Source organism: Azospirillum brasilense (genome assembly GCF_007827815.1).
Taxonomy (GTDB): Bacteria; Pseudomonadota; Alphaproteobacteria; order Azospirillales; family Azospirillaceae; genus Azospirillum; species Azospirillum brasilense_C.
Map to the genome: position 1 here is coordinate 331,474 of NZ_VITH01000006.1, position 23,342 is coordinate 354,815.

General features: G+C 70.6%; 19 protein-coding genes. 11 read left to right on the top strand and 8 right to left on the bottom strand.

The genetic code is table 11. The features are described 5' to 3' along the window. Window positions 1–53 precede the first annotated feature (53 nt). Window positions 54–3,008, bottom strand: coding sequence for an FAD-dependent oxidoreductase (locus FBZ83_RS14630; protein WP_145684077.1), 2,955 nt, complete (start codon window positions 3,006–3,008; stop codon window positions 54–56). A gap of 139 nt (window positions 3,009–3,147) precedes the next feature. Here FBZ83_RS14630 and dapA point away from each other — a divergent pair, with 139 nt between their 5' ends. The 11 genes from dapA to FBZ83_RS14685 all read left to right on the top strand — a co-directional run bounded on the left by dapA (window position 3,148) and on the right by FBZ83_RS14685 (window position 14,817). Then, entirely contained in the window at window positions 3,148–4,068 is a 921-nt protein-coding gene (gene dapA, locus FBZ83_RS14635) for a 4-hydroxy-tetrahydrodipicolinate synthase (RefSeq protein WP_145684079.1), read from the top strand. Window positions 4,069–4,115: 47 nt separating this feature from the next. Continuing rightward, window positions 4,116–4,943: an ABC transporter substrate-binding protein gene (locus FBZ83_RS14640; RefSeq protein WP_145684081.1), complete on the top strand. Its 828-nt coding sequence runs from the start codon at window positions 4,116–4,118 to the stop codon at window positions 4,941–4,943. Between the two features lie 72 nt (window positions 4,944–5,015). Then, on the top strand, window positions 5,016–5,711 hold the full coding sequence (locus tag FBZ83_RS14645; protein WP_094305872.1) for an amino acid ABC transporter permease: 696 nt from the start codon (window positions 5,016–5,018) through the stop codon (window positions 5,709–5,711). A 10-nt stretch (window positions 5,712–5,721) separates the two neighbouring features. Continuing rightward, the gene (locus FBZ83_RS14650; RefSeq protein ID WP_145684083.1) at window positions 5,722–6,405 is read left to right on the top strand and encodes a GntR family transcriptional regulator; all 684 of its coding nucleotides are present in this window, start codon (window positions 5,722–5,724) and stop codon (window positions 6,403–6,405) included. Window positions 6,406–6,466: 61 nt separating this feature from the next. Beyond that, window positions 6,467–7,891 (top strand): dihydropyrimidinase, encoded by a 1,425-nt coding sequence (gene hydA, locus FBZ83_RS14655; protein WP_145684085.1) that lies wholly within the window; start codon window positions 6,467–6,469, stop codon window positions 7,889–7,891. Window positions 7,892–8,006: 115 nt separating this feature from the next. Then, window positions 8,007–8,423, top strand: coding sequence for a DUF3830 family protein (locus tag FBZ83_RS14660; protein ID WP_114859247.1), 417 nt, complete (start codon window positions 8,007–8,009; stop codon window positions 8,421–8,423). 217 nt (window positions 8,424–8,640) lie between these two features. Beyond that, window positions 8,641–9,216 carry an RNA polymerase sigma factor gene (locus FBZ83_RS14665; protein WP_145684087.1) on the top strand — a complete coding sequence of 192 codons (576 nt, stop codon included), beginning with the start codon at window positions 8,641–8,643 and terminating at the stop codon, window positions 9,214–9,216. Continuing rightward, a complete protein-coding gene (locus FBZ83_RS14670; RefSeq protein WP_247888304.1) occupies window positions 9,213–10,250 on the top strand; it encodes a FecR family protein in 1,038 nt (345 codons plus the stop codon). The genes FBZ83_RS14665 and FBZ83_RS14670 overlap by 4 nt, the downstream gene beginning before the upstream one ends. 189 nt (window positions 10,251–10,439) lie before the next feature. Then, window positions 10,440–12,932 (top strand): TonB-dependent siderophore receptor, encoded by a 2,493-nt coding sequence (locus tag FBZ83_RS14675; RefSeq protein ID WP_247888305.1) that lies wholly within the window; start codon window positions 10,440–10,442, stop codon window positions 12,930–12,932. Next, window positions 12,929–13,219: a hypothetical protein gene (locus tag FBZ83_RS14680; RefSeq protein WP_145684091.1), complete on the top strand. Its 291-nt coding sequence runs from the start codon at window positions 12,929–12,931 to the stop codon at window positions 13,217–13,219. The genes FBZ83_RS14675 and FBZ83_RS14680 overlap by 4 nt, the downstream gene beginning before the upstream one ends. Continuing rightward, entirely contained in the window at window positions 13,216–14,817 is a 1,602-nt protein-coding gene (locus FBZ83_RS14685; protein WP_247888306.1) for a PepSY-associated TM helix domain-containing protein, read from the top strand. Before FBZ83_RS14680 ends, FBZ83_RS14685 begins: the two co-directional genes overlap by 4 nt. A gap of 32 nt (window positions 14,818–14,849) precedes the next feature. Here the strand turns inward: FBZ83_RS14685 and FBZ83_RS14690 are convergent, their stop codons facing one another. The 7 genes from FBZ83_RS14690 to FBZ83_RS14720 all read right to left on the bottom strand — a co-directional run bounded on the left by FBZ83_RS14690 (window position 14,850) and on the right by FBZ83_RS14720 (window position 23,108). After that, window positions 14,850–16,757 carry a nitric oxide reductase activation protein NorD gene (locus FBZ83_RS14690; protein WP_145684093.1) on the bottom strand — a complete coding sequence of 636 codons (1,908 nt, stop codon included), beginning with the start codon at window positions 16,755–16,757 and terminating at the stop codon, window positions 14,850–14,852. Between the two features lie 21 nt (window positions 16,758–16,778). Then, entirely contained in the window at window positions 16,779–17,591 is an 813-nt protein-coding gene (locus tag FBZ83_RS14695) for a CbbQ/NirQ/NorQ/GpvN family protein (protein ID WP_145684095.1), read from the bottom strand. 88 nt (window positions 17,592–17,679) lie between these two features. Continuing rightward, on the bottom strand, window positions 17,680–19,032 hold the full coding sequence (locus FBZ83_RS14700; RefSeq protein WP_145684097.1) for a cbb3-type cytochrome c oxidase subunit I: 1,353 nt from the start codon (window positions 19,030–19,032) through the stop codon (window positions 17,680–17,682). A 16-nt stretch (window positions 19,033–19,048) separates the two neighbouring features. Continuing rightward, window positions 19,049–19,501, bottom strand: a complete 453-nt coding sequence (locus tag FBZ83_RS14705) for a c-type cytochrome (RefSeq protein WP_014199532.1) — start codon at window positions 19,499–19,501, stop codon at window positions 19,049–19,051. Between the two features lie 280 nt (window positions 19,502–19,781). Continuing rightward, window positions 19,782–21,260 (bottom strand): aldehyde dehydrogenase family protein, encoded by a 1,479-nt coding sequence (locus tag FBZ83_RS14710; RefSeq protein WP_247888307.1) that lies wholly within the window; start codon window positions 21,258–21,260, stop codon window positions 19,782–19,784. A gap of 149 nt (window positions 21,261–21,409) precedes the next feature. Next, a complete protein-coding gene (locus FBZ83_RS14715; RefSeq protein ID WP_145684099.1) occupies window positions 21,410–22,342 on the bottom strand; it encodes a LysR family transcriptional regulator in 933 nt (310 codons plus the stop codon). A gap of 52 nt (window positions 22,343–22,394) precedes the next feature. Continuing rightward, the gene (locus FBZ83_RS14720) at window positions 22,395–23,108 is read right to left on the bottom strand and encodes a UbiX family flavin prenyltransferase (RefSeq protein ID WP_282186902.1); all 714 of its coding nucleotides are present in this window, start codon (window positions 23,106–23,108) and stop codon (window positions 22,395–22,397) included. Window positions 23,109–23,342 lie beyond the last annotated feature (234 nt).

Sequence of the window (23,342 nt, forward strand, 5' to 3'; positions counted from 1 at the left end):
CGGCGCCGCTGCGGCGCCGGGCGTTGAAGGACGGGGGCGGTTCGGCGGACGCGTCAGCGGAACCGGTCGAGCAGGAAGGGCGTCGGGTCGATGTCGGTGCGGCCGTCCAGCAGCAGGTCGGCGGTCATGCGGGCGACGACCGGGGCCAGCGTGTAGCCGTTCGACGTCACCGTGTTGAAGAATCCGGGCAGGCCGGGCACCGGGCCGATGATCGGCGCGCCGTCGATGTTGATGTTCATCGCCGCCCAGGCGCGCACGACATGCAGCCCAGCGATCTGCGGCAGCACATGGCGAGCGACCCACAGGTTGCCCTCGATGCTGGAGCGTGACACCGTGTTGAAGCGGCGCGCCGGGTCGAAGACGGCGGTCCAGGCGCCGCCGATGATCAGCCCGCCGGTGACCGCCTGCTTCAGGCTGAGATGGCGGTCGGCGTGGGCGACGAGCTGGCTGACCAGCTTGGGCGCCGGCTCGGTGACGATCATCTGCAGCGGTGCGCTGTGCACCGGCACGTCGATGCCGACCAGCCGCCCGGTCTCGCGCGCCCAGGGGCCGCTGGCGTTGATGATCTGCTTGGCGCGGATGCGGCAGCGCGGGGTCTCCACCCGCCAGCCGCCGCCCTCGACCGCCGGAGCCGCGGCGATGCCGGTGACGTTGACCCCGCGCAGGAAGCGGGCGCCGTGGCGGCGCGCCTGCTCCAGCACGGCGTAGGTGGCGCGCAGCGGGTTGATCTTGCCCTCCTGCGGGGCGTATTCGGCGCCGACCAGCTCCTCCGACAAGGCGGGGGCGAGGCGGCGCAGCTCGGCCGCGTCGATGATGGCGTTCTCGACGCCGTACCGCCGCTCCAGCGCCGCCTTGGCGCGCAGGAAGTCCATGCCGGCCGGGCTGTCGGCGACCATCAGGCCGCCGGTGACGGCCAGCTCGAAATCGACGCCGCAGGCGCGCTCCAGGTCGCGCCACAGCGCGATGGAGCGCGGTCCGAGCGCCAGCGTCGCCGCCGCCGGGCCGCCGCCCGCCTCGGCCTTGGCGCCGAAGTCGAAGGACAGGAGCTGGACGTGCAGGCTGCCGGCGTTGGCGCCTGAGGCCTGCAGGTTGGTGTCGCCGCGCTCGACCACCAGCACGTCGCGGCCGGCCTGGGTCAGATAGTAGGCGAGGCAGGCGCCGACCACGCCGCCGCCGACGATCAGGATCTCGGCCTCCTGGTCGGGCAGCGGGCCGTCCTCCAGCGGGCGGGCGAGGTTGGGGGTGATGGCGCGCTGGTGGCCGCCCCATTCCGGCTTCTCGAAGGCGAAGGCGCCGGCCGGGGTCGGCTTGGCCGGCAGGCGCGGCGCCAGATACTGCTCGGCGGCGCGCCGCCGGCCGGTGGCCTGCTCCAGCAGCAGGGCGGCGGTCGCGGCGCAGTAGCGGCCCTGGCAGCGGCCCATGCCGAGCCGGGTGTTGCGCTTCAGCGCGGCGAGGCTGTCGTGGCCGGCGGCGATCTCGGCGCGGACCTGCCCGAAGGTGACCTCCTCGCAGCGGCACAGCATCGCCTCGTCGGGCACGGCGTCGAGGCGCGGCGGCGGTGCCTGGTAGATCGACCACAGCGCGGCCTGGAAGCCCTCGGCCCGCCGCAGGTCGGTCCGCGCCCGCCGGCCCTGCTCCGGGTCGGTGTCGACGAAGCCGAGCTGGGCGGCGGCGACGATCCCGGCGAGGGTTCCGCGCGCCTGCGCCACCTTCGACCCGCCGAGATCGACGCCGTCGCCGACCGCGAAGACGCCGGGCAGGCTGGTGGCGCCGTCCTCCGCCGTCTCGGTGGCGAGGTAGCCGAGATGGCGGTCGACCAGCCGATGGGCGCAGCCGAGCGCGCGGGCGATCTCGGTGGAGGGGATGAAGCCGTAGCCCAGGCACAGCGCGTCGGCGGGAACGGAGACGGCTTCGCCCAGCCGCGGCGCGCCGTCGGCACCGAGCGGGGCGTAGCGCACCTGCTCCAGACGCTCCCCGCCCTCCGCCGCGACGATCCCGTGCGACCACAGCACCGGTACCCCGGCGCGCCGCAGCCGCAGCAGATAGCGGGCGCCGTCGCCGATCAGGCCGGGGGACGAGCGGATGGCCGTCCACAGGGCGCGCCACTGGGCGGGCGACGGGCGCGGCGCGCTTTCCAGCACGGCGGCGACGGTGACGCCGCCCTCGACCAGTTCGCAGGCCAGTTGCAGGTTCAGCGGGCCGTTGCCGGCGATCACCACCCGGCGGCCGGGCGCCACCCGGTAGGCGCGCGCCAGGGTCTGCCCGGCCCCGGTGGTCATCACGCCGGGCAGCGTCCAGCCCGCGAAGGGCGCCGGCCGTTCGTAGGCGCCGCTGGCGATCACCAGCCGGCGCGGCCGGTAGACGGTCTCGCGCCCGGCGACGACGGCGACGACCTCGTCGGGGGCATGGGCGCCCCACACCGTCGCCTCCTGGACAATCGTCGCGCCGGCCAGCCGCGCCGCGTCGACCAGGGCGCGGCCGGCGCGGAACTGGCGGTCGGTCGGCCGGTCGGCCCGGTGCGACGGGGCCAATGGCTTGAAATACTGGCCGCCGCTCTGCGGCCGTTCGTCGAGCACGACCACCTCGGCGCCGCGCCGCGCCGCCGCTTCCGCCGCCGCCAGACCGGCCGGGCCGGCGCCGAGCACCAGCAGATCCGGCGTCCGCTCCTCCGGCGCCGCGCCCTGCGGCGGCGGCACCAGCGGGGCCAGCGGATCGGCGGCGGTCCCGGCCGGCGGCTGCGAGCGGACGACCTGCCCCTCGGCCACCTTGGTCAGGCAGGCGCGCTGGCTCGCCTTGCCGTCCACCGTCACCAGACACTCGAAGCAGGCGCCCATCCCGCAATAGAGGCCGCGACGCCCGCCGTCGCGGGTGTGGCGGTAGGCCGCGACGCCGTGCGCCGCCAGGGCGGCCGCCACGGTCTCGCCGGCCAGCGCGGGAATCCGCTCGCCGTCGTAGGTGATCTCGATGGGGGCGCCGTCGCGGCGGACGTTGGGATGGTCGAGGCGCATGGGCGGGCGGCTGTGTCCGGATTGCGGTGGGAAGCGGCATTTCGAGGGTGCGTCAAAATGCGCTGGATTCCTGTATACAGATAGTATACGAGTAGTATTTAGGCAAGGTCAAAAATTAGGCAGGAGCTTGGGGGAACCCATGACGGCATTGCGCGGCACCTACACGGTTCTCATCACCCCCTTCACCGCCGACGGCGGCGCTGTGGACGTTCCGGCCCTCAAGAAGCTGGTGAACTGGCAGATCGAGCAGGGCATCCACGGGCTGATCCCGCTCGGCAGCACCGGCGAGTTCCTGTCGATGACCCCGGAGGAGCGGGCCCAGGTCATCGAGATCTGCGTGCAAGAATCGGCGGGCCGCGTGCCCGTGCTGATCGGCACCGGCGCGGAATGGACCCGCGACGCCGTCGCCCACGCCAAGGAAGCGGAGCGGATGGGGGCCGACGGGATCATGGTGATCCCGCCCTATTACAGCTCCCCGACCCCCGACGAGCTGTTCGAGCATTACCGCCGCATCGGCGAGGCGATCTCGCTGCCGGTGATGATCTACAACAACCCGGCGACCGCCAACGTCGACCTCACCCCGCCGATCGTCGCGCGGCTGAGCGAGATCGACAATGTGCTCTACATCAAGGAATCGACGTTGGAGGTGACGCGGGTCCGCGACATCATCGAGCTGTGCGGCGACCGCATGACGGTGTTCGCCGGCATCCTCGGCTACGAATCCTTCTGGCTTGGCGCCCAGGGCTGGGTCGCCGTCTGCTCCAACCTGATCCCGCGCGATTCGGCCCGGCTGTTCGAGCTGGTGGCCGACCACAACGACAAGGATCAGGCGCTGGCGCTCTACAAGAAGATGCTGCCGATCGTCCGCTGGGTCGGCGGCCACCGCTACGTCGCCGCGTCGAAGGCCGGGCTGGGCATGATGGGCCTGGCCGTGGGCGAACCGCGCGCGCCGCGCCTGCCGCTGCCGGCGGGCGACGCCGAGGCCCTGCGCGCCGATCTGGCGGCTTACGGGCTGATCAATTCCCTGGGCGCTCCCTCCGTTGCCGGAGCCGGGCGCTGACCGGGTGTGAGTGCTGGACCGTCCAACCAAGACAGAAGGTGACCACGATGACCATTCGCACGCTGCTGATCGCCGCCGGCCTGACCCTGTTCGCGCTGCCGGCCGCCGCCCAAACCGCCTGCAAGCCGGCGGTGGCCGATTCCGAGCTGGTCAAGCCCGGCACGCTGGTGATGTCGACCAACCCGACCCTGCCGCCGATGCAGTTCGTCGACTCCAACGGCCAGCTGAAGGGTATGCGCATCACGCTGGGCAACGAGATCGCCAAGCGGCTCTGCCTGACCCCGGAATATGTCCGCATCGAGTTCTCGGCGATGATCCCCGGCCTCCAGGCCGGCCGCTGGGACCTGATCAACACCGGCATCTTCTGGACCGAGGAGCGGGCCAAGATGATGCCGATGATCAACTATGAATCCCAGGCGATCAGCATCTCGGTGTCCAAGGGCAACCCGCTGAAGATCACCAAGCCGGAGGACCTGTCGGGCCGCCCGGTCGGCGTCGAGCTGGGCGGCTTCGAGGAGCGCAAGCTCCGCGAACTCGACAAGATGATTGTCGCCAAGGGGCTGAAGCCGATCGAGATCAAGACCTTCGACAACTTCGCCACGGCCTATCAGGCGCTGCGCGCCGGCCAGACCGAGGCGTCGGTGGCCATCGACCCGACGGCGGCCGAATACAGCAAGCGCGGCGACTTCGACCGCGCCCTGCACGGCCTGTTCCCCACCCCGGTCGCCCTGGCGATGAAGAGCAAGGCGCTGAGCGAGGCGGTGGTGGCCGTCCTCAACGACATGCAGAAGGACGGCTCCTACAAGGCCCTGATGGAGGAGTACGGCCTGCTGCCCAACGACGGCGCCTTCAAGGTCAACGGCCCGGGCATGTGAGTGGGTGCGGGCGGCGGCGGGGCGCGTCCCGGCCGCCGCCCGCGCGACGGATAAGAGCGAAAGGTTGACGGAATGACCAGCGGCTGGAACTGGGACGGCTTCTTCGACTACCTGTTCAACGGTTACCTGCTCAGCGGAGCGATCACGACCCTGTGGCTGACGCTGGCGGGCATCGCCGGCGGTCTCGTGGTCGGCTGCCTGCTGGCGCTGCTGCGGCTGTCGCCCTACCGCTGGGTGTCGGCGGCGGCGCAGGCCTACATCTGGGTGTTCCGCGGCACGCCGCTGCTGGTCCAGCTCATCATCATCTACACCGGCCTGCCGCAGATCGGCATCAAGCTGTCGGTGACGGAATCCGCGCTGATCGGCCTGATCCTCAACGAGGCCGCCTATCTGGCCGAGATCATCCGCGGCGGTATCCTCGGCGTCGCCGCCGGGCAGAGCAACGCCGGCCGCGCGCTCGGCCTGAACTCGGCCCAGGTGATGGTCTACATCGTGCTGCCGCAGGCCATCCGCATCATCATCCCGGCGCTCGGCAACAGCGTGAACGGGCTGCTGAAGACGACCTCGGTCACCTCCGTCATTTCGATGGAGGAGCTGCTGCGCAGCACCCAGCTGCTCATCCAGGAACGCTTCATGGTGCTGGAGCTGTTCACGGTGGCCGCCCTCTACTATCTGCTGATGACCTCGCTGTGGGACATCGTCCAGCGCCGCATCGAGCGCCATTTCGGCCGCGCCTACCGCAACATCGCGATCGTCGACGGCCAGTGAGGCTGCGCTCATGACCCCTCCCCCGCCCGACCCGCTGTTCCCCCGGCCCGCCAACCTCGGCGACCAGACCTACGGGCATTTGCGCGAGCTGATCCTCAGCCGCCAGATCCCCGGTGGCGCCGAGGTGCCGGAGGGGCGGCTGGCCGAGCGGCTGAGCGTGTCGCGCACGCCGATGCGCGAAGCGCTGGTCCGGCTGGTCGGCGAGGGGCTGCTGGAGCGCACCAGCGAGCGCAGCTACCGCGTCCGCGTCGTCTCGGCCCGCGAGTTCTTCGAGTGCATGCAGATGCGCGAGCTGCTGGAGTGCCACGCCATCGCGACGGCGGTGCCGCTGGTCGGCGACGCCGACCTCGCCGAGCTGCGGCGCGGGCTCGAATCGCTGAACGGCAGCGAGGACGACATGCAGCACTGGCTCTACGACAACCACTTCCACAGCTTCTTCGCCCGCGTCAGCGGCAACGCGACGCTGGCCGAGACCATCACGCGGATGCGCGTCGTCGCCCGCCTGTTCCGCATCTCCAGCGCCTTCCACCGCAAGGGCGAGATCGACACGGAGCACCGCGCGGTGCTGGAGGCGGTCGAGCGGCGCGACGCCGCCGCGGCCACGGCCGCCATGCTGGCGCATCTGCGCAACCTCCAGGACGACGCCCGCCGCGCCATCGCCGCCGAGGCCAACCCGGGCGGCTATTTCCTGTGATTCCGGTCACCGCAAGAACCGTCCCTTAAAGGACCGCCCTTCAAGGACCAAGGAGAGTTCCATGCCGCAGTTCGACACCGTGATCCGCCATGGCACGTTGGCCACCGCGTCCGACGTGTTCGCCGCCGACCTCGGCGTGATCGGCGGCCGCATCGCCGCCATCGGCACCGGGCTCGGGCCGGGCGCCCGCGAGATCGACGCGACCGGCAAGCTGGTGCTGCCCGGCGGCGTCGACGGCCATTGCCACCTCGACCAGCCGACCAGCGACGGTTCGCAGTCGGCCGACGATTTCGAGACGGGCACGCGCTCGGCGGCCTGCGGCGGCACCACGACGGTCATCCCCTTCGCCTGCCAGTTCAAGGGCCAGTCGCTGCGCGACGCGGTGACCGACTACCACCGGCGGGCCGACGGCAAGGCGGTGATCGACTACGCCTTCCACCTCATCGTCAGCGACCCGACCGACCAGCTCCTCGGCCAGGACCTGCCGGCGCTGATCCATGACGGCTACACGTCGTTCAAGATCTACATGACCTACGACGACATGAAGCTGAACGACCGGCAGGTGCTGGAGCTGCTGAGCGTCGCCCGGCGCGACGGCGCCATGGCGATGATCCACGCCGAGAACGCCGACTTCATCGGCTGGCTGACCGACAAGCTGCTCGCCGCCGGCCACACCGCGCCGCGCTACCACGCCGATTCCCGGCCGATGCTGGTGGAGCGCGAGGCGACCCACCGCGCCATCGCCATGGCTGAACTGGCCGACGTGCCGATTCTGATCGTCCATGTCTCGGGCCGCGAGGCGATCGAGCAGATCCACTGGGCGCAGGGCCGCGGCATGCGCATCTACGCCGAGACCTGCCCGCAATACATGGTGCTGACCGAGCACGACCTGCACGGCCACGGGATGGAGGGGGCCAAGTGCATCTGCAGCCCGCCGCCGCGCGACAAGGCCAACCAGGCGGCGGTCTGGGACGCGCTGGCCGGCGGCACCTTTCACATCGTGTCGTCCGACCACGCGCCGTTCCGCTACCAGGACCCCAAGGGCAAGATGCTGCACGGCGCCAACACGCCCTTCAACTGGATCCCCAACGGCGTGCCGGGCATCGAGACGCGCCTGCCGATCCTGTTCTCGGAAGGCGTCAAGAAGGGCCGCATCAGCCTCCAGCGCTTCGTCGAGCTGTCCTCGACCAACCCGGCCAAGATGTACGGCCTGCACCCGCGCAAGGGCAGCCTCGCCATCGGCGCCGACGCCGACATCGTGATCTACGACCCGGACCGCAAGGTCACCATCACCAACGCCATGCTGCACCACAACGTCGACTACACCCCCTACGAGGGGCTTGAGGTGACCGGCTGGCCGGAAACCGTGCTGTCGCGCGGCGAGGTCGTGGTGGAGGGCGGCGCCTGCGTGGCGCAGCCCGGCCGGGGCGCCTTCCTGCGCTGCGACACGCCGGATCTGGCGCGGCCGAAGGTGGCGGCGGTCTGAGAAAGCACATTCTCCCCACAAAGCACTTTTCCCCCACCCTGAACCCTCCCCCACCGGGCCGGAGAGGATTAGGGTGGGGCCTTATAAGAACCCAGGACACGAGGACCGCCACACCATGGACGCCCTGACCATCACCGCCGGCCCCTTCACCTTCGGCGCCCGCTTCGAATCGGCCGCCGCGCCGAAGACCTGCGCCAAGTTCCGCAGCCTGCTGCCCTACGAGGGCCAGATCGTCCATGTCCGCTGGAGCGGCGAAGGCGTGTGGATTCCGCTGGGCGACACCGATTTCGGCCTCGGCTACGAGAACCACACCAGCCACCCGGCGCCGGGCCAGATCATTCTCTATCCGGGCGGCATCAGCGAGACCGAGATCCTGCTGGCCTACGGCGGCGTGCAGTTCTCCAGCAAGATGGGCCAGCTCGCCGGCAACCACTTCATCACCATCACCGACGGGCTGGAGAATCTGGCCGAACTCGGCAAGCGCACCCTGTGGCAGGGCGCGCAGCCGATCCGCTTCGAGCTGGCCCGCTGACCCACAGGGAACCGCCGTGCCCCGGTGCGCGGCGGTTCCACAGGCGGAACATATCATTGCGAATAATACGCATTCTAAGTATATTGCCGCCGCCATGAGCCGGTCATGGCGCGGCCACGCCGCTTTTCCGTGGAGCAACGGGGCGACGCCATGCCCGATCCGCATCGCAGGCCCGATCCGCACCGCGTGAAGGCGCCGGTTCCCCGTCCGGTGGTGCATGGCTGACACCGTCAAGCCGTCGCTCGACACGGTTTTCATGGGGCACCGGGGCACGCTGGTCCGCCTGCTCTCCCGCATGGTCGGCAGCGCCGCCACCGCCGAGGATCTGGCGCACGAGGCCTATCTCAAGGTGAGGGCGGCGGAACGCGACCGGCCGGTGGACCATCCCCTGCCCTTCCTGTTCCAGACGGCGCGCAATCTGGCCTTCGACCATCTGCGGCGGGAGCGCCGGCTCGCCGGGGTGGTGGTGCAGGACGTGACCGCCGAGGGGATGGAGGAGATCGCCGCCCCCCTGCCCTCTCCGGAAACCCAGGCCGGCGACCGCCAGCGGCTGGCCCGGATGAACGCCGCGCTGGCGACCCTGTCGGAGCGGCAGCGCCGCATTCTTCTGCTGAACCGGATGGAGGGGCTGTCCCACGCGCAGATCGCCGAGCGGCTCGACGTCTCGGTCAGCACCGTGCAGAAGGACCTGAAGTCCGCCCTGCTGGCCTGCCTGGAGATTTTCGCCCGGCTCGACCGGGAAGGATTGCGGGTTTCCGCCGGTCCGAACGTCTTACAAAGAGACAAACCGTGACGGCACCACCCGCGACGCCCATGCCTCCCTCCACGCCTGACGACACCGACCCCTCCTTACCGCTGGAACAGGCGATCGACTGGTTCATCCGTCTGCAGGCGGAGGACGCGGGAGAGGAATGCCGGCGGGCCTGCGCCGACTGGTGCGCCGCCGATCCCCGCAACGCCCGCGCCTGGGCCCTGGCGCAGGACATGTGGGCCTCGCCCCTCCTCAGCGAAGCGCTGGCGGTCACGGCGGCTTCGGCCACCGCCGTTCCGGACAGCCCGCCCCGCCGCCACGCGCCCACCGCTCCGCTCCGGCAGCCACGCCGTTTCCGGCCGCTGGCGCGCCGGGCGATGGCGTGGGCGGCGGGCCTCCTGGTGGCGGTCGGTCTCGGTCTGGCCGCCGACCTGCCGCTGCGCCTGCAGGCCGACCACCGCACCGCGACCGGCGTGCAGGAGCGTCTGCAACTGGCCGACGGATCGCGGGTGCTGATGGACACCGGGACGGCGCTCGCCACCGACGTCGAGGGGGGCGAGCGGCGGACCCGGCTGCTGCGCGGGGCCGCCTTCTTCGAGGTGACGCCCGACTCCGCCCGTCCTTTCCGGGTCGCGGCCGGTCCCGCCGTGGTGACCGTGGTCGGCACCGCCTTCGCCGTCCGTTACCTCGACGACCGGGTGACGGTGACGGTGCGCCACGGCACCGTGGATGTGGCGCGGTCCGGCGGCCCCGCCGTGCGGCTGCGCGCGGGCGAGGAGGTGGTGGTCACGGCGTCGGGCGTCGGCGCGGAGCACCCCGCCGACCTCTCCGCGGCGCTCGGCTGGGTCGATGGCCGGCTGGTCTTCGAGGACCGCCCCCTGGGCGAGGTTCTGGATGAGCTGGACCGCTATTATCCGGGGCTGATCCTGGTTCCCGACTCCCTCGCCGACCGCCGGATCACCGGCAATTACCGGCTGGACGATCCGGTGCGGACGGCGACCGCCCTGGCCGGGCTGGTGCGGGCCGAGACGCTGCGGGTGTCCGACGCCCTGCTGATCCTGCGCCCGCGCCCCTGAGGCCACGCCCCTGAGGCCACCGGCTTTTCCAGCCCGCGAAACCTCTCCAAAAAAAAATTTCCGCTTTTCACGATGCCCGAACGTCAGGTCGGCACGGCTATTAGGAATGCGTCGCAATTGCAACAAGCGGCGTGCTCCGGCCGGTCGATACGTCGCGATCATGGGGAAAGCGTTACGATGGGTGCGGGGATGATGGATCGGGGTGCGCGGGGGGGGCGTCGGGGGACGGCCCTGCTGCGGGCGGCGCTGCTGTCGTCGGCGGTGGCCGGATTGGGTGTGGCGGCGGGAAGCACCGCCCTGGCGGCGCCGGCGACGACCGGCGGGCAGGTGGCCCAAGCGTCTGGGCCGATGGGCGGGCAAGTGACGGGGCAGCGCTTCGACATCGCCCCGCAGGGGCTGGTGACGGCCCTCAACGCCTTCAGCACGGCCAGCGGCTGGGAGGTCGGCTTCCCGGCCGAGGTGGCGCGCGGCCTGACCTCGCCCGGCGTGTCGGGCACCATGAGCGCCGACGAGGCGCTGCGCCGCCTGCTGTCCGGCACCGGCGTGTCGTACCAGATGACCGGCCCCGGCCGCGCCGTGCTGTCGCGGCAGCAAGCCGGCGAGACGGTGCTGGACCCGGTGACCGTCGAGGGCACGCGCGAGCGGGCGACCGGCCCGGTCATGGGCTACGCCGCGCGCCAGAGCGCCACCGCCACCAAGACCGACACGCCGATCCTGGAAACGCCGCAGTCGATCTCCGTCGTCACCCGCGACCAGATGGACGCCCAGGCGGCGCGCAGTCTGGCCGACGTCCTGAACTACACCTCCGGCGTCACCACCGCCCGCAACGGCGGTTCCTCCTCCTTCGGCGGCGACGGCATCTCGGTGCGCGGCTTCGGCGGCAACGGCACCACCGGCGTGTCCTTCAACGAGTATCTCGACGGGCTGCGGCTGAAGGGCAGCGGCTTCCTGACCTCCGGCATCGACCCCTACCTGTTCGAGCGGGTCGAGGTGCTGAAGGGCCCGGCCTCGGTGCTGTTCGGGCAGACCAGCCCCGGCGGTCTGGTCAACATGGTGACCAAGCAGCCCTCCCCCGACGCCCGGCATGAGATCCTGCTGCAAACCGGCAACCAGGGCCGCAAGCAGGCCGCGCTGGACATCGGCGGCGACGTGACCGGCGACGGTCGGCTCTCCTACCGCTTCGCCGGCGTCGCGCTGGACAGCGACACCCAGACCGACATCGCCGAGCGCCGCCGGCTGGCCGCCGCCCCGACCGTGACCATCCGGCCGACCGACGACACCAGCCTGACCCTGATCGGCCTCTACCAGCGTGACAATTACGACGATTCGCCGCTGAACTACCTGCCGGCCCAGGGCACCGTGCTGCCCAACCCCAACGGCAAGTTGCCGACCAAGCTCTTCACGGGCGATCCCAACTTCAACGACTGGGACCGCAAGACCATGAGCGTCGGCTATCGCTTCGAACACCGGTTCGACGAGCGCTGGACGGTGCGCCAGAACGCCCGCTACCTGCACAACGACCTCGACCTCAAGCAGGTCTACGCGTCCGGCCTGCTGCCCGACCAGCGCACCACGCGGCGCACCAGCTTCTCGGCCCGCGAGCGCGCCTACGACCTGACCGTCGACAACCAGGTCCAGGTGAAGGTCGACACCGGCCCGCTGCGCCACACCGTGCTGGCCGGCGTCGATCACCAGCGGCTGCGGAGCGACACGCTGCGCGGGCAGGCGGTGGCGCCGAACCTCGACCTGTTCAACCCGGTCTACGGGCTGCCGATCGCCACCCCGCCGATCTACCAGAGCACCGCCACCCGCATCACCCAGACCGGCGTCTACGCCCAGGACCAGATCAAATGGGGTGGCCTCGCCGTCCTGCTGGGCGGGCGCAAGGACTGGGCCGAGACGCAGCAGCGCAACCGGCTGAACCAGGGGCGGACGTCGCAGCAGGACGACGCCTTCACCGGCCGCGTCGGGGCGCTCTACCTGTTCGACAACGGTCTGGCGCCCTACGCCAGCTATTCGGAATCCTTCGAGCCGACCTCCGGCAGTGATTTCTTCGGCAACCCGTTCGAGCCGACCACCGGCCAGCAGTACGAGGCCGGGCTGAAATACGAGCCGCCGGGCTCCGGCAGCCTGTTCACCCTGTCGGCCTTCACCATCACCCAGCAGAACGTCACCACCGCCGACCCGCTGCACACCAACTACAACATCCAGACCGGCGAGGTCCGCTCGCGCGGCTTCGAGGCGGAGGCGCGCGTCAGCCTTGGCGCCGGACTGAACGCGGTGGCCAGCTACACCTTCCTCGACGCCGAGGTGACCAAGAGCAACGGCGCCGACCGCGGCAAGCGGCCGGTCGCCGTGCCGACCCATTCGGCGGCCGCCTGGGGCGACTACACGGTGCAGGACGGCCCGTTGGCCGGCCTGGGCGGCGGGCTCGGCCTGCGCTACGTCGGCTTCACCTACGGCGATCCGGCCAACAGCTTCAAGGTGCCGTCCCACACGCTGGTCGACGCCGCGCTGCGCTACGACCTGTCCTACCTGAGCCCGCAGCTTCAGGGCGTGCAGGCGGCGATCAACGCCAACAACCTCTTCGACAAGGAGTATGTCGCGGCCTGCTCGCGGGCGACCAACTGCTACTACGGCCTGCGCCGCACCGTGATCGGCTCGCTGAAGTATTCCTGGTGACGCGAAAGACCGAGATCGCGCTGCGGGTCGTGACCGCCGTCGGCGGCGGCTACGCCCTGGCGGCGGGAACGGCGGCGGCGCTGTCCCTGGCGCTGCCGGCGGTGCAGGACCGGGCGGAGGCGGTGCTGACCGCCACCATGGCGGCGCTGCTGCCCTGCGTCCTGACCGTGGTGATGGTGTTCGCCGCGGCCAGCGCCCGGCGCGCCCTGGCCTGGACCGCCGGCCTGACGGCCGCGGTCTGGGCGGCGGTCTCACTGTTGAAAAGCATGACGGGAGCCGGGGTATGAACGGCAGTTTCCGCCTGTCGATGACGTGGCTGCACAATTGGGGCGGGCTGGTGGTGGGTTGGCTGCTGTTCTGCGTCTTCCTGACCGGAACCACCGCCTACGCCCGCTTCGAGATCACCCGCTGGATGCAGCCCGAGCGGGTCGAGGCGACCGACAGCCCCGACGCGGCGGCGGCGGCGATCGCCAGTCTGTGGCGCGAGGCGCCGCAGGCGCGCCGCTGGCTGATCACCATGCCCGACGAGCGGCGGACCGCGACCCAGGTCTACGTCTACAACCCGCCGGGGATACAGCCCGCCTTCCGCAAGCTGTGGCTGGAGCCGGACGACGGCCGCCCGGTGCAGGCGCGGGCGACCTTCGGCGGCGACTTCCTCTACTACTTCCACTTCGACCTGCGCGTTCCCGGCCTGGTGGGGCGCTATCTGATCGGCGCCGCCGGGGTGGCCCTGCTGGTGGCGCTGATCACCGGCTTCGTCATCCACCGGCGGGTCTTCTGGGACTTCTTCACCGTCCGCCCCGGACGGTCGCGCACGCGGCTGTGGATGGACGTCCACAACGCCCTGGGCATCATCGTGCTGCCCTACCACGCGCTGATCACGGTGACCGGGCTGGTGCCGCTGATGCTGCTCTACATGCCCTGGGGTCTTCAGGCGGCCTTCGGCGACCGGCCCGCGGCCTTCAACACGGCGGTCTATGCCGAACCACCGCCGCCGCCGGCCGCGGGACGGGCCGCCCCGCTCACCGCCATCGAACCGCTGCTGGCCGAGGCGGCGCGGCGCTGGGACGGCGGGCGGCCGGGGTGGATCGTCATCGACAACCCGGGCGACGCCGCCGCCACCATCCTTCTCAAGCGCACCGATTCCGACCGGGTGGTGATCACGCCGGAAGCCATCCTGTTCGACGGCACGACCGGCGCGGTGCGCACGGTCTGGGACGGGACGGGCGGAGCGGCGGCGACGCGGGCCGGCGCCTATGGCCTGCACATGATGCGCTTCGCCGACACGCCGCTGCGGCTGGCGATGATCCTGTGCGGGCTGGCCGGCACCGCGATGATCGGCACCGGGCAGGTCTATTGGATCATCAAGCGGCGCAAGCGCGAGACGGTCCCCTCCTTCGGCCTGCGGCTGGCCGACGGCGCCAATCTGGCGGTGATGGTCGGGCTGCCCATCGCCATCGCCGCGTATTTCTGGGCCAACCGGCTGCTGCCCGCCGGGCTGGCCGGGCGGGAGACGACAGAAGCCCTCGTCTTCTTCGCAGCGTGGTTTCTGGCGGCCCTGCACCCGGCGCTGCGCGGCGTTCAGCGGGCCTGGGGTGAGCAGCTGGCGGCGGCGGCGCTGCTGTGGACCGCCCTGCCGTTGCTCAACGCCCTGACCAGCGAGGCCCATCTCGGGGTGACGCTGGCGCGCGGGCTGTGGGGAATAGCCGGCATCGACCTGACCGCCCTGGCGACGGGCGCCCTGTTCGCGCTGCTGGCGTGGCGCCGCGTGCGCGGCACCTCCACCCGGTCGACCGCCCAGAAACCGGCTCCGGCCTTGCGGAATGCGGAACGGCCTGACGACGCGTCCCAATCCCGGCTGCACCGGCGCCTGCCCTCACGGTGACGCACGCGGCGGTCGGCCGGTGCCAGGGGGCCTTACCCCACCACCTGCCGGTAGAGCGCCGGCAGCGCCTTGGTCAGATGCGTCACCTGCGGGAAGATCGCGTGCCCGCCCCGGCCGAACAGGTAGGGGAAATAATCGCGGGCCTCGGCGTCGACGGTGATGCCGAACAGGGCGATGCCCTGGCGGCGGGCCTCCTGGATCGCCACACGGGTGTCCTCGATGCCGTAGCGCCCCTCGTAATGATCCACGTCGTTGGGCTTGCCGTCCGACAGCAGGATCAGCAGGCGGTGGCGGTTGGGCCGCTCCGCCAGACGGGCGGCGGTGTGGCGCAGCGCCGCCCCCATGCGCGTGTAATGGCCGGGCTTCAGCGCCTGGATCCGGCGCTGCACGCGGGCGTTCAGGGGCTCGTCGAATTCCTTGACCGTCTGCACCCGCACCCAGTCGCGCTTCTTCGATGTGAAGGCGAAGATGGCGTGCGGGTCGCCGCAGGCGTTCAGCCCGTTGGACAAGGCCAGCAGGGCCTCTTTCTCGACGTCCAGCACGCGGTGCCCGTCGACCCAGCCGTCGGTCGACAACGAGGTGTCGACCAGGACCGCCACCGCCAGATCGCGCGCCGCGTTGCGCGCCGCCTGATAGACGCGGTCGCTGCCCGCCCCGCCCGCCTGCTGGTCGGCGCAGCGGCGCACCAGGGCGGTGAGGTCGAGATCGTCGCCGTCCGGCTGGCCGGTGAAGACCATGCGCTTGGGGCGCAAGGCCTCGAACTGGCGGCGCACCTGCCGGATGCGGCGCTGCGCCGCCTCGTCGGGCGCCCAGTCCTCGCCGTCCTCCGGCGCCGGTTCGGCGACGACGCGGCAATGGGCCGGGTGATAGGCGCGGCGGCGGTGGTCCCATTCCGGGTAGGTCAGCACCGCCGTCAGCGGCGCCGCGTCCACGGCGGCGGGCGCCAGATCGAGATCGAGCTTGAGGCGGGTCGAGGGCTTGCGCTGATGCTGGGCCAGCGCGATCTCCTCCATGTCGTCGGCGGCCTGCCGGGCGGCGTCCTCGTCGTCGTCATCGACCGGGCGGGGGATGTTCATCATCTCCGCCAGACCGAAGATCTTCTCGAAGCGGTTCAGGATCAGCGGGTCCTCGCGCTGCACCTGATCGCTGTCGCGCCGCGTCGCCTTGCGGCGCTGGCCGTCGCCTTCGGCGGCGGGGGCCGCCCCGTCCTCGGCGGTGGCATCGGAAGCGGGGCGCGCGCCGGAGCGCGCGGGCCCCGACACCTCGCCCCACAGCGGCACCGGCAGGAACGGCCGGTAGCCGGCCGGAGCGGTGAAGCGGTCCAGGGGAACCGCAGCGTCCAGCACCTCACCGCCGTCGCCGGCCCCCAGCAAAGCCAGCACCGCCGCCTCCACCATCGCCTCGTCCTTCGGCAGGGAGCGCCGGGGCCGCACGGCGATCAGCGCCGCGCACAGCTCACCGTGCAGGCGGGCCAGCCCCGGCCAGCGCGCGAGGACCCGCACGGTGGTCGCATGGGCCTGCCGCAACGCCCGCACATCAGCCCGCAGCGGGTCAGCGGGGGCCTCGCCGTCGGCCTCGGCGTGGGCGAAATAGGCGGCCAGCCATTCGTAGAGCCGCTCGTTCAACGCCGCGTCGGGAAACACGTCGAGCAGGGCCGGCAACTGCAGCACGTCGCCGTCCAGCGCCGGCCGTTCCAGACGCTCGGTGCCGAGGCCGATGCGCTCCAGCAGCGACAGCCGATGGCCCGAGGACGCCCGCGCGGCGGCGGCCAGCCGCACGCCCCGGTCACCGCCCAGCCCGCGGAAGAACACCGCCAGCCGGGGCCGGATCGCCTCCAGCGTCACCGCGGCGTCCGGATGGTGCGGCAGGCTCGACCGGCCGCCGACCAGACGGTGCCAGTGGCGGCCGATGAACTCCTCGGGCTCGAGCAGCGACAGCATGGTCCGATTTCCTTGTTTCGCTTACCCGAGGGCGATGTCGGCGACGCGCAGCAGCGCCTGCCGCACGTCGGCGTCGTCGGTCAGCGGTTCGATCAGCGCGGTGCGGATGGCCCGCTCGGGCTTGACGCCGGAGCGGATCAGCGTGGCGCAATAGACGAGTAGGCGGGTGGAGACGCCTTCCTCCAGGTCCTGGCCCTTCAGGGCGCGCAGCGCGCCGGCCAAACGGACCAGCGGGGCGACGCGCCCCTCCGGCAGGCCGCTTTCACGGGCGACGATGGCGGCCTCGTCCTCCGGAGCCGGGAAGTCGAATTCGATGGCGAGGAAACGCTGGCGCGTGCTGGGCTTCAGCGCCTTCAGGACGTTCTGGTAGCCGGGGTTGTAGGAGACGACCAGCATGAAATCGTCCGGCGCCTCCAGCAGTTCCCCCGTGCGGTCGAGCGGCAGCAGGCGGCGGTCGTCGGTCAGCGGGTGGAGCACGACGGTCACATCCTTGCGGGCCTCCACCACCTCGTCGAGGTAGCAGACGGCGCCCTCGCGCACGGCGCGGGTCAGCGGGCCGTCCGCCCATACCGTGTCGCCGCCCTTCAGCAAGTAACGCCCGGTCAGGTCGGCGGCGGTCAGGTCGTCGTGGCAGGACACGGTGTAGAGGGGGCGCCCCAGCCGGGCGGCCATGTGCGAGACGAAGCGCGTCTTGCCGCAGCCGGTCGGCCCCTTCAGCAACAGCGGCAGGCGGTGGCGGAAGGCGTGCTCGAACAGCTCGCACTCGTCGCCGACGGCCTTGTAGTAGGGAATGTCGAGGTCGTCCGCGACGGCCTTCAGGGCGCTGCGGGTCATGGGGGTCTCCTCGAAAGCGAAAGGCGAAAACGGAAGGCGGAAAAGAGAGGCCCCCTCCCCCGGCGTGCGGAGGAGGGGAAGGCCCTGATCACTCGGCGGGCTGGACGGCCGCGCCGATCCCGGTGGTCTTGCGAGACGCGGGCACCGGCCCGAGCAGAGCGTAGAGATAGAGGGCGGCGCCGATGAACACCGCCGCACCGGCGGCCAGACGCACCCAGTAGAAGGGGGCGATCTCCGCCTGGACGGTCATGTAGTCCATGCCCATCACGCGCTGCAGGTGGACCTGCACGACCCCGGCGAAGGTCAGGGCGAAGGTCATCACCGTCATGCCGCCGGTCATCAGCCAGAAGCTGGCCTTGTTGAGGGTCTGGTGGTAGGGCGCGACGCCGCGCAGATGCGGCATGGCGTAGCTGAAGATGGCGAGGTTGATCATCACATAGGCGCCGAAGAAGGCGAGATGCCCGTGCGCCGCCGTCACCTGCGTGCCGTGGGTGTAGTAGTTGACCCAGGACAGTGTGTGCAGGAAGCCCCAGACGCCGGCCCCGAAGAAGGCCGTCACCGCGCAGCCGACCGACCACAGCAGGGCGGCCTTGTTCGGGTGATCGCGCCCGCCCTTCAGCACCATCTTCACCGCGAAGACGACCATGAAGAAGAAGGGGGCGACCTCCAGCGTCGAGAACAGCGAGCCGATCCACTGCCAGTAGCCCGGCGTGCCGATCCAGTAGTAATGGTGCCCGGTGCCCAGCAGACCGGAGAAGAGGGCCAGCCCGACGATGGCGTAGAGCCACTTCTCGACGATCTCGCGGTCGACGCCGGTCATCTTGATCATCAGGAAGGCGAGGATCGAGGCCATCACCAGCTCCCACACGCCCTCGACCCAGAGATGGACGACGTACCACCAGTACATCTTGTCCAGCGCGAGGTTGGTCGGGTTGTAGAAGGAGAACAGGAAGAAGATCGCGATGCCCCACAGCCCCATCACCAGGATGTTGGTGATGACCGTCCGCCGGCCCTTCAGCACCGTCATGGAGATGTTGTAGAGGAACATCAGCGCGACGACGACGATGGCGACCTTGATCCACGTCGGCTGTTCCAGGAACTCCCGCCCCTCATGGATGCGGAAGACGTAGCCGACGACGGCGGCCAGCGCGCCGAACATGAACAGGCCGAACTGGATGTAGGCCAGCTTCGGGCTGTGCAGCTCGCGCTCCGCCTCTTCCGGGATCAGATAGTAGGCGGCGCCGAAGAAGCCCATCAGAAGCCAGACGATCAGCGCGTTCGTGTGGATCATCCGCAGGATGTTGAAGGGCAGCAGTTCCGACAGGACGTTGGGCAGCACATAGACCGTGCCGGCCAGCAGGCCGACCAGGAGCTGAACGCCGAACAGGGCCAGCGCGCCGTAGAAGTAGGGCAGCGCGACCTTTTGGGATTCGTATTTCATGGCCTTTCGTCCTTCGTCAGCCGGAAATCTTGGGCGGCCAGTTCTGGGTGTTGATGCGGCTGGTCCACTCCAGGAAGGCGGCGAGGTCGTTGACCTCCTGCTCCGTCAGGTGGAACTGCGGCATCTGGCGGCGGCCCTCGATGCCGCTGGGCTGGGCGGCCATCCAGCCGGCCAGGGCGGCGCGCGCCCCCTCGGGGTCCTTGTCGCCGCCGTAGCGGATCCAGACATTGCCCAGCTCCGGCGCGAAGTAGGCGCCCTCGCCCAGCAGCGTGTGGCAGTTGATGCAGGAGTTCTTCTCCCACACATGCTTGCCGCGGGCGACGCTGTCGGTCAGCCCCTTGCTGTCGGTTCCGGTGTTGACGACGTAGATGTGGCTTGCCGCCGTCAGCGAGACGAAGGCGGCGAAGAAGAAGAGCGATCCGCCGTAAAAGATGTTTCGGGCGGCCGCTTTGGTGAAGCGTTCCGTCATGCGTTCGTTTCTCCTGGGTCAGGCCCCCGAGGCAAACCTTCGTGGAACGGAGGGGCCTTGAGCGGCGTTGGCCGTGCGCCATGCCGGAGAAAGTTGACTGATTTGGTGCGACTATCCTTGACGGCGGTCAAGCGGACGGTCGCGTCACGAACGCGAAGGAAACCGCGGCCATCCCATGGCCGAACGCTCGGTCCCAGAGTGTCCTGGCCCGGAGCGTCGTGGTGGGACAACCGGCCCGCCGGAACCGGCGGAGGCGGGCCGGTCGTCCGGCGTCCCGGAGTTACGAAACCCGGCCGACGCTCTGGCAGATGTGCTTGAGTTCGGTGAAGTCGGCGAAGGCGTCGTAGCCGTGCAGCCGGCCGAGCCCGCTCTGGCGGTAGCCGCCGGTCTCGGCCTCGGCGAAGAGGCGGTTGTGGTCGTTGATCCAGACGGTGCCGTTGCGCAGGGCGCGGGCGATGCGCAGGGCGCGCGCGCCGTCCGTCGTCCAGACGCTGGCCGACAGCCCGAACACCGTGTGGTTGGCCTTCGCCACCGCTTCGGCCTCGTCCTCGAAGCGCTCCAGCACCAGGAAGGGACCGAAGATTTCCTCCTGGCAGAAGAAGGCGGCGGTGTCGCCGTGCGCGACCAGCGACGGGGTGAGGAAGGCGCCGGCCGCCGGCAGTCCGTCCGGCACGCCGCCGCGCAGGACCACCTCGTCGCACAGGTCGAAGGCGCGCTCCGCCTGACCCTGGACCTGGGCGCGCGCCGCCGTGTCGATCAGCGGCCCCATGCCCATGGCCGGATTCATGCCGTCGCCGACGGCGATGGACGCCAGCGCCGCGCGAAGCTGCTCCTTCATCGCGTCGTAAACGGAGCCATGGACCAGCACCCGGCGGGCGGCGGTGCATTGCTGCCCGGAGATGATGGTGGCGGCGGCGGCGATGCGGGCCGCTGTGGCGGCGATGTCGGCGTCGGGAAAGACCACGCAGCAGCTCTTGCCGCCCAGCTCCAGCGACAGCTTCTTCATGGTCTCGGCGGCGGTGGCCATGATCCGCTTGCCGGTTGCGGTCGACCCGGTGAAGCTCAGCACGTCCACCAGGGGAGACTCGACCAGCCGGGCCGACGCGGCGTGCCCGGTTTCGCTGACCATGTTGCAGACGCCGGGCGGCAGCCCCGGCACCTCGGACAGGGCGCGCAGGAAGGCGGCGGTCAGCAGCGTGGTCTGCGCCGCCGGCTTGACCACGACGGTGCAGCCGCAGGCGAGCGCCGGCCCGATGGCGCGGGCGAGCAGGACGGCCGGCGCGTTCCAGGGAATGATCAGCGCGGCCACGCCGGCGGGTTCGCGCAGCATGGTGGAGACGACGCCGGGCTCGACCTCCAGCACATGGCCGGGGATGTGCCGGGCGAGGCCGCCGTAATAGCGGATCTCCGAGATGGCCCCGGCGATCTCGCCGCGCGACTGGGCCAGGACCTTGCCGTTCTCCAGGGTCAGCAGGCGGGCGAGATCCTCGGCCTGCGCCTCCAGGTTGCGCGCCCAGTCCAGCAGGACGGTCTGGCGCAGGCGCGGGCTCTGCGCCCATTCCGTCCGCTCGAAGGCGGCGCTGGCCGCCGCGATGGCGGCGTCCGCCTCGTCCCGTCCGCCATCGGCGAAGGCTCCGACGACCGTGCCGTCCATGGGGTTGAGGCTGTCCGCCGTGGTCCGGCCGGGAATCCACGCGCCGCCGATCCATTGTCCGGTCGAAAGGCGGCCGGTCGTTCGATGGCTGTCGGTCATGGTCATGTCTGTTTCCTCCATTGTCTTTGGACGGCCGTGGCGCGTCGGGAACGGGCCGGCGCGAGGCCGCGCGGCGGCGGGCCGCGGCACCGGGCAGGCGCCAGCTAATCCCGGCGGCGGTCAGGCGGGCAAATAAGCTATTTCAATCAAGGAAATCACTTTGCGTGATGGTCCGCTGTCACCGACGAGGTCGAGCGCGCCGCCTCCAGAAGCCGCTCGTTCATGATCTCCATGAAGCGGACGGCGGCGAGGCTGAGCGGGCGTCGCGGGTTGTGGATCCAGGCGAGCGTGCGGGCGATGGCCGGGTCGACGATCCGGTGCGCCCGCAGCGTGCCGTCGGCCAGGCCGCGATGGACGCCGATGCTGGGCAGCACCGTCACCCAGTCCGTCCGGGCCACCAGCTCGGCGATGGAGATCAGCGAGTCGATCTCCAGCTTCGGCTTCAGGTCGATGCCCTGGGCCTCCATCTCCTGCTCGAGCACCGCGCGCAGGCCGTGGCGCTTGGACGGGATCACCAGACGGTAGCGGGACAGGTCGGCCAGCCGCACCGGTTCGACGATCGCCGGGCCCTGGGCCGTGCCGCTGACCAGGACCATCTCCTCCTGCAGGATGTCCTCGGTGGTGAGCGCCAGCTTCTTGCGGGAGCGGTTGATCAGCGCGATGTCGAGCTGCCCCGTGGTCACCTGCTCCACGAAATTGGCGGTGTAGCCCTCGGTGACGTCCAGCTCGACGCTGGGATACTGGCTCGAGAACCGCTCGACCGTCTGCGACAGCGCCGACTGGGTGACGGACGCGATCAGCCCGATGGCGACGTGGCCGGAAATCCGGCCCGACAGGTTGCTGATCTCCTGCTTCGCCGCGGCGATGTCGCGGAGGATCGGCAGGAACAGCCGGTACATGGTCCGCCCCGCGGCGGTCGGGATCATGCCCTGGGAGCTGCGCTCGAACAGCTTCTCGTTCAGCTCCGCCTCCAGCTTGGCGATCTGCATGCTGAGCGCCGGCTGCACCACGTTCAGGCGCCGGGCGGCCCGCGTCACGTTGCCCTCCTCGAACAGGCAGACGAAATACTGGAGTTGCCGCAGGTCCATGACGATCTCGCAGGGTCGAAGGGCGCCAGGACGGCGCCGCACCGTGGTTCCCTCAGGTGTCCAACACGGAATCACCGGCCGGCTCGGCGGCCCGTTCCGGATCCCGATGAGCGGGCGAACGGCCGGAGCGCCGGGCCGTTTCGCCCCAGCGGCGGACCTTTCCGCTGTCCAGGTCGAAGAGGTCCAGGACCCGGCCGACGGTGTGGTCGATCATGTCGTCCAGATCCGCCGGCTTGGCGTAGAAGGCCGGGACCGGCGGGGCCAGGATCGCCCCCATCTCGGACAGCGCGGTCATGGTGCGCAGATGCCCGAGATGCAGCGGCGTCTCGCGCACCATCAGGACCAGCCGCCGCCGCTCCTTCAACACGACGTCGGCGGCCCGGCTCAGCAGGCTTGTCGTGGTGCCGCAGGCGATCTCCGACATGCTGCGCATGGAACAGGGGGCCACCACCATGCCCAGGGTGCGGAAGGACCCCGACGAGATCGACGCCGCGATGTCGTCGATCGGGTGTGCGACGGAGGCCAGCGCGCGGATGTCGGCGATCTTCCAGCCCGTCTCCATCGCCGCGGTGATCTCCGCCGAGCGCGACATCACGAGGTGCGTCTCCACCCCGAGCAGCCGCAGGGTCTGGAGCATCCGTATGCCGTAGATCACCCCGGACGCGCCGGAAATCCCGACGATCAGACGCGGCGGCGCGGCGGCCGGCCGTTCGCGTCCCCCGTCCCCGGCATCCCTCCAGGCGGAGGTGTTTGGAACCATGTTCATCAGGCACTTCCTTCGCGACTGGACCCTTGTCTTTGGCGGCGGCCGCGCCGCCCTGTCCACCGGCCCGAAACCCATTATGAAGAGGTCGCCGGACGATCACTAATAGTGATTGCTAATGCCCGCAATCACGATCCTTGATGGCTGGCACCACCGTCATGAACCGCCGTCATATCGGCCGGCCGGCCATGAGGCGGACTGTGGCATGGCACGGCTTCTCCATCAGTTTTCATGATC

Bases quoted from the DNA above. Each gene is read 5' to 3' on its own strand.
- FBZ83_RS14630 (WP_145684077.1), bottom strand. From the start codon at position 3,008: ATGCGCCTCGACCATCCCAACGTCCGCCGCGACGGCGCCCCCATCGAG.
- dapA (WP_145684079.1), top strand. From the start codon at position 3,148: ATGACGGCATTGCGCGGCACCTACACGGTTCTCATCACCCCCTTCACC.
- FBZ83_RS14640 (WP_145684081.1), top strand. From the start codon at position 4,116: ATGACCATTCGCACGCTGCTGATCGCCGCCGGCCTGACCCTGTTCGCG.
- FBZ83_RS14645 (WP_094305872.1), top strand. From the start codon at position 5,016: ATGACCAGCGGCTGGAACTGGGACGGCTTCTTCGACTACCTGTTCAAC.
- FBZ83_RS14650 (WP_145684083.1), top strand. From the start codon at position 5,722: ATGACCCCTCCCCCGCCCGACCCGCTGTTCCCCCGGCCCGCCAACCTC.
- hydA (WP_145684085.1), top strand. From the start codon at position 6,467: ATGCCGCAGTTCGACACCGTGATCCGCCATGGCACGTTGGCCACCGCG.
- FBZ83_RS14660 (WP_114859247.1), top strand. From the start codon at position 8,007: ATGGACGCCCTGACCATCACCGCCGGCCCCTTCACCTTCGGCGCCCGC.
- FBZ83_RS14665 (WP_145684087.1), top strand. From the start codon at position 8,641: ATGGCTGACACCGTCAAGCCGTCGCTCGACACGGTTTTCATGGGGCAC.
- FBZ83_RS14675 (WP_247888305.1), top strand. From the start codon at position 10,440: ATGATGGATCGGGGTGCGCGGGGGGGGCGTCGGGGGACGGCCCTGCTG.
- FBZ83_RS14685 (WP_247888306.1), top strand. From the start codon at position 13,216: ATGAACGGCAGTTTCCGCCTGTCGATGACGTGGCTGCACAATTGGGGC.
- FBZ83_RS14690 (WP_145684093.1), bottom strand. From the start codon at position 16,757: ATGCTGTCGCTGCTCGAGCCCGAGGAGTTCATCGGCCGCCACTGGCAC.
- FBZ83_RS14695 (WP_145684095.1), bottom strand. From the start codon at position 17,591: ATGACCCGCAGCGCCCTGAAGGCCGTCGCGGACGACCTCGACATTCCC.
- FBZ83_RS14700 (WP_145684097.1), bottom strand. From the start codon at position 19,032: ATGAAATACGAATCCCAAAAGGTCGCGCTGCCCTACTTCTACGGCGCG.
- FBZ83_RS14705 (WP_014199532.1), bottom strand. From the start codon at position 19,501: ATGACGGAACGCTTCACCAAAGCGGCCGCCCGAAACATCTTTTACGGC.
- FBZ83_RS14710 (WP_247888307.1), bottom strand. From the start codon at position 21,260: ATGACCATGACCGACAGCCATCGAACGACCGGCCGCCTTTCGACCGGA.
- FBZ83_RS14715 (WP_145684099.1), bottom strand. From the start codon at position 22,342: ATGGACCTGCGGCAACTCCAGTATTTCGTCTGCCTGTTCGAGGAGGGC.
- FBZ83_RS14720 (WP_282186902.1), bottom strand. From the start codon at position 23,108: ATGAACATGGTTCCAAACACCTCCGCCTGGAGGGATGCCGGGGACGGG.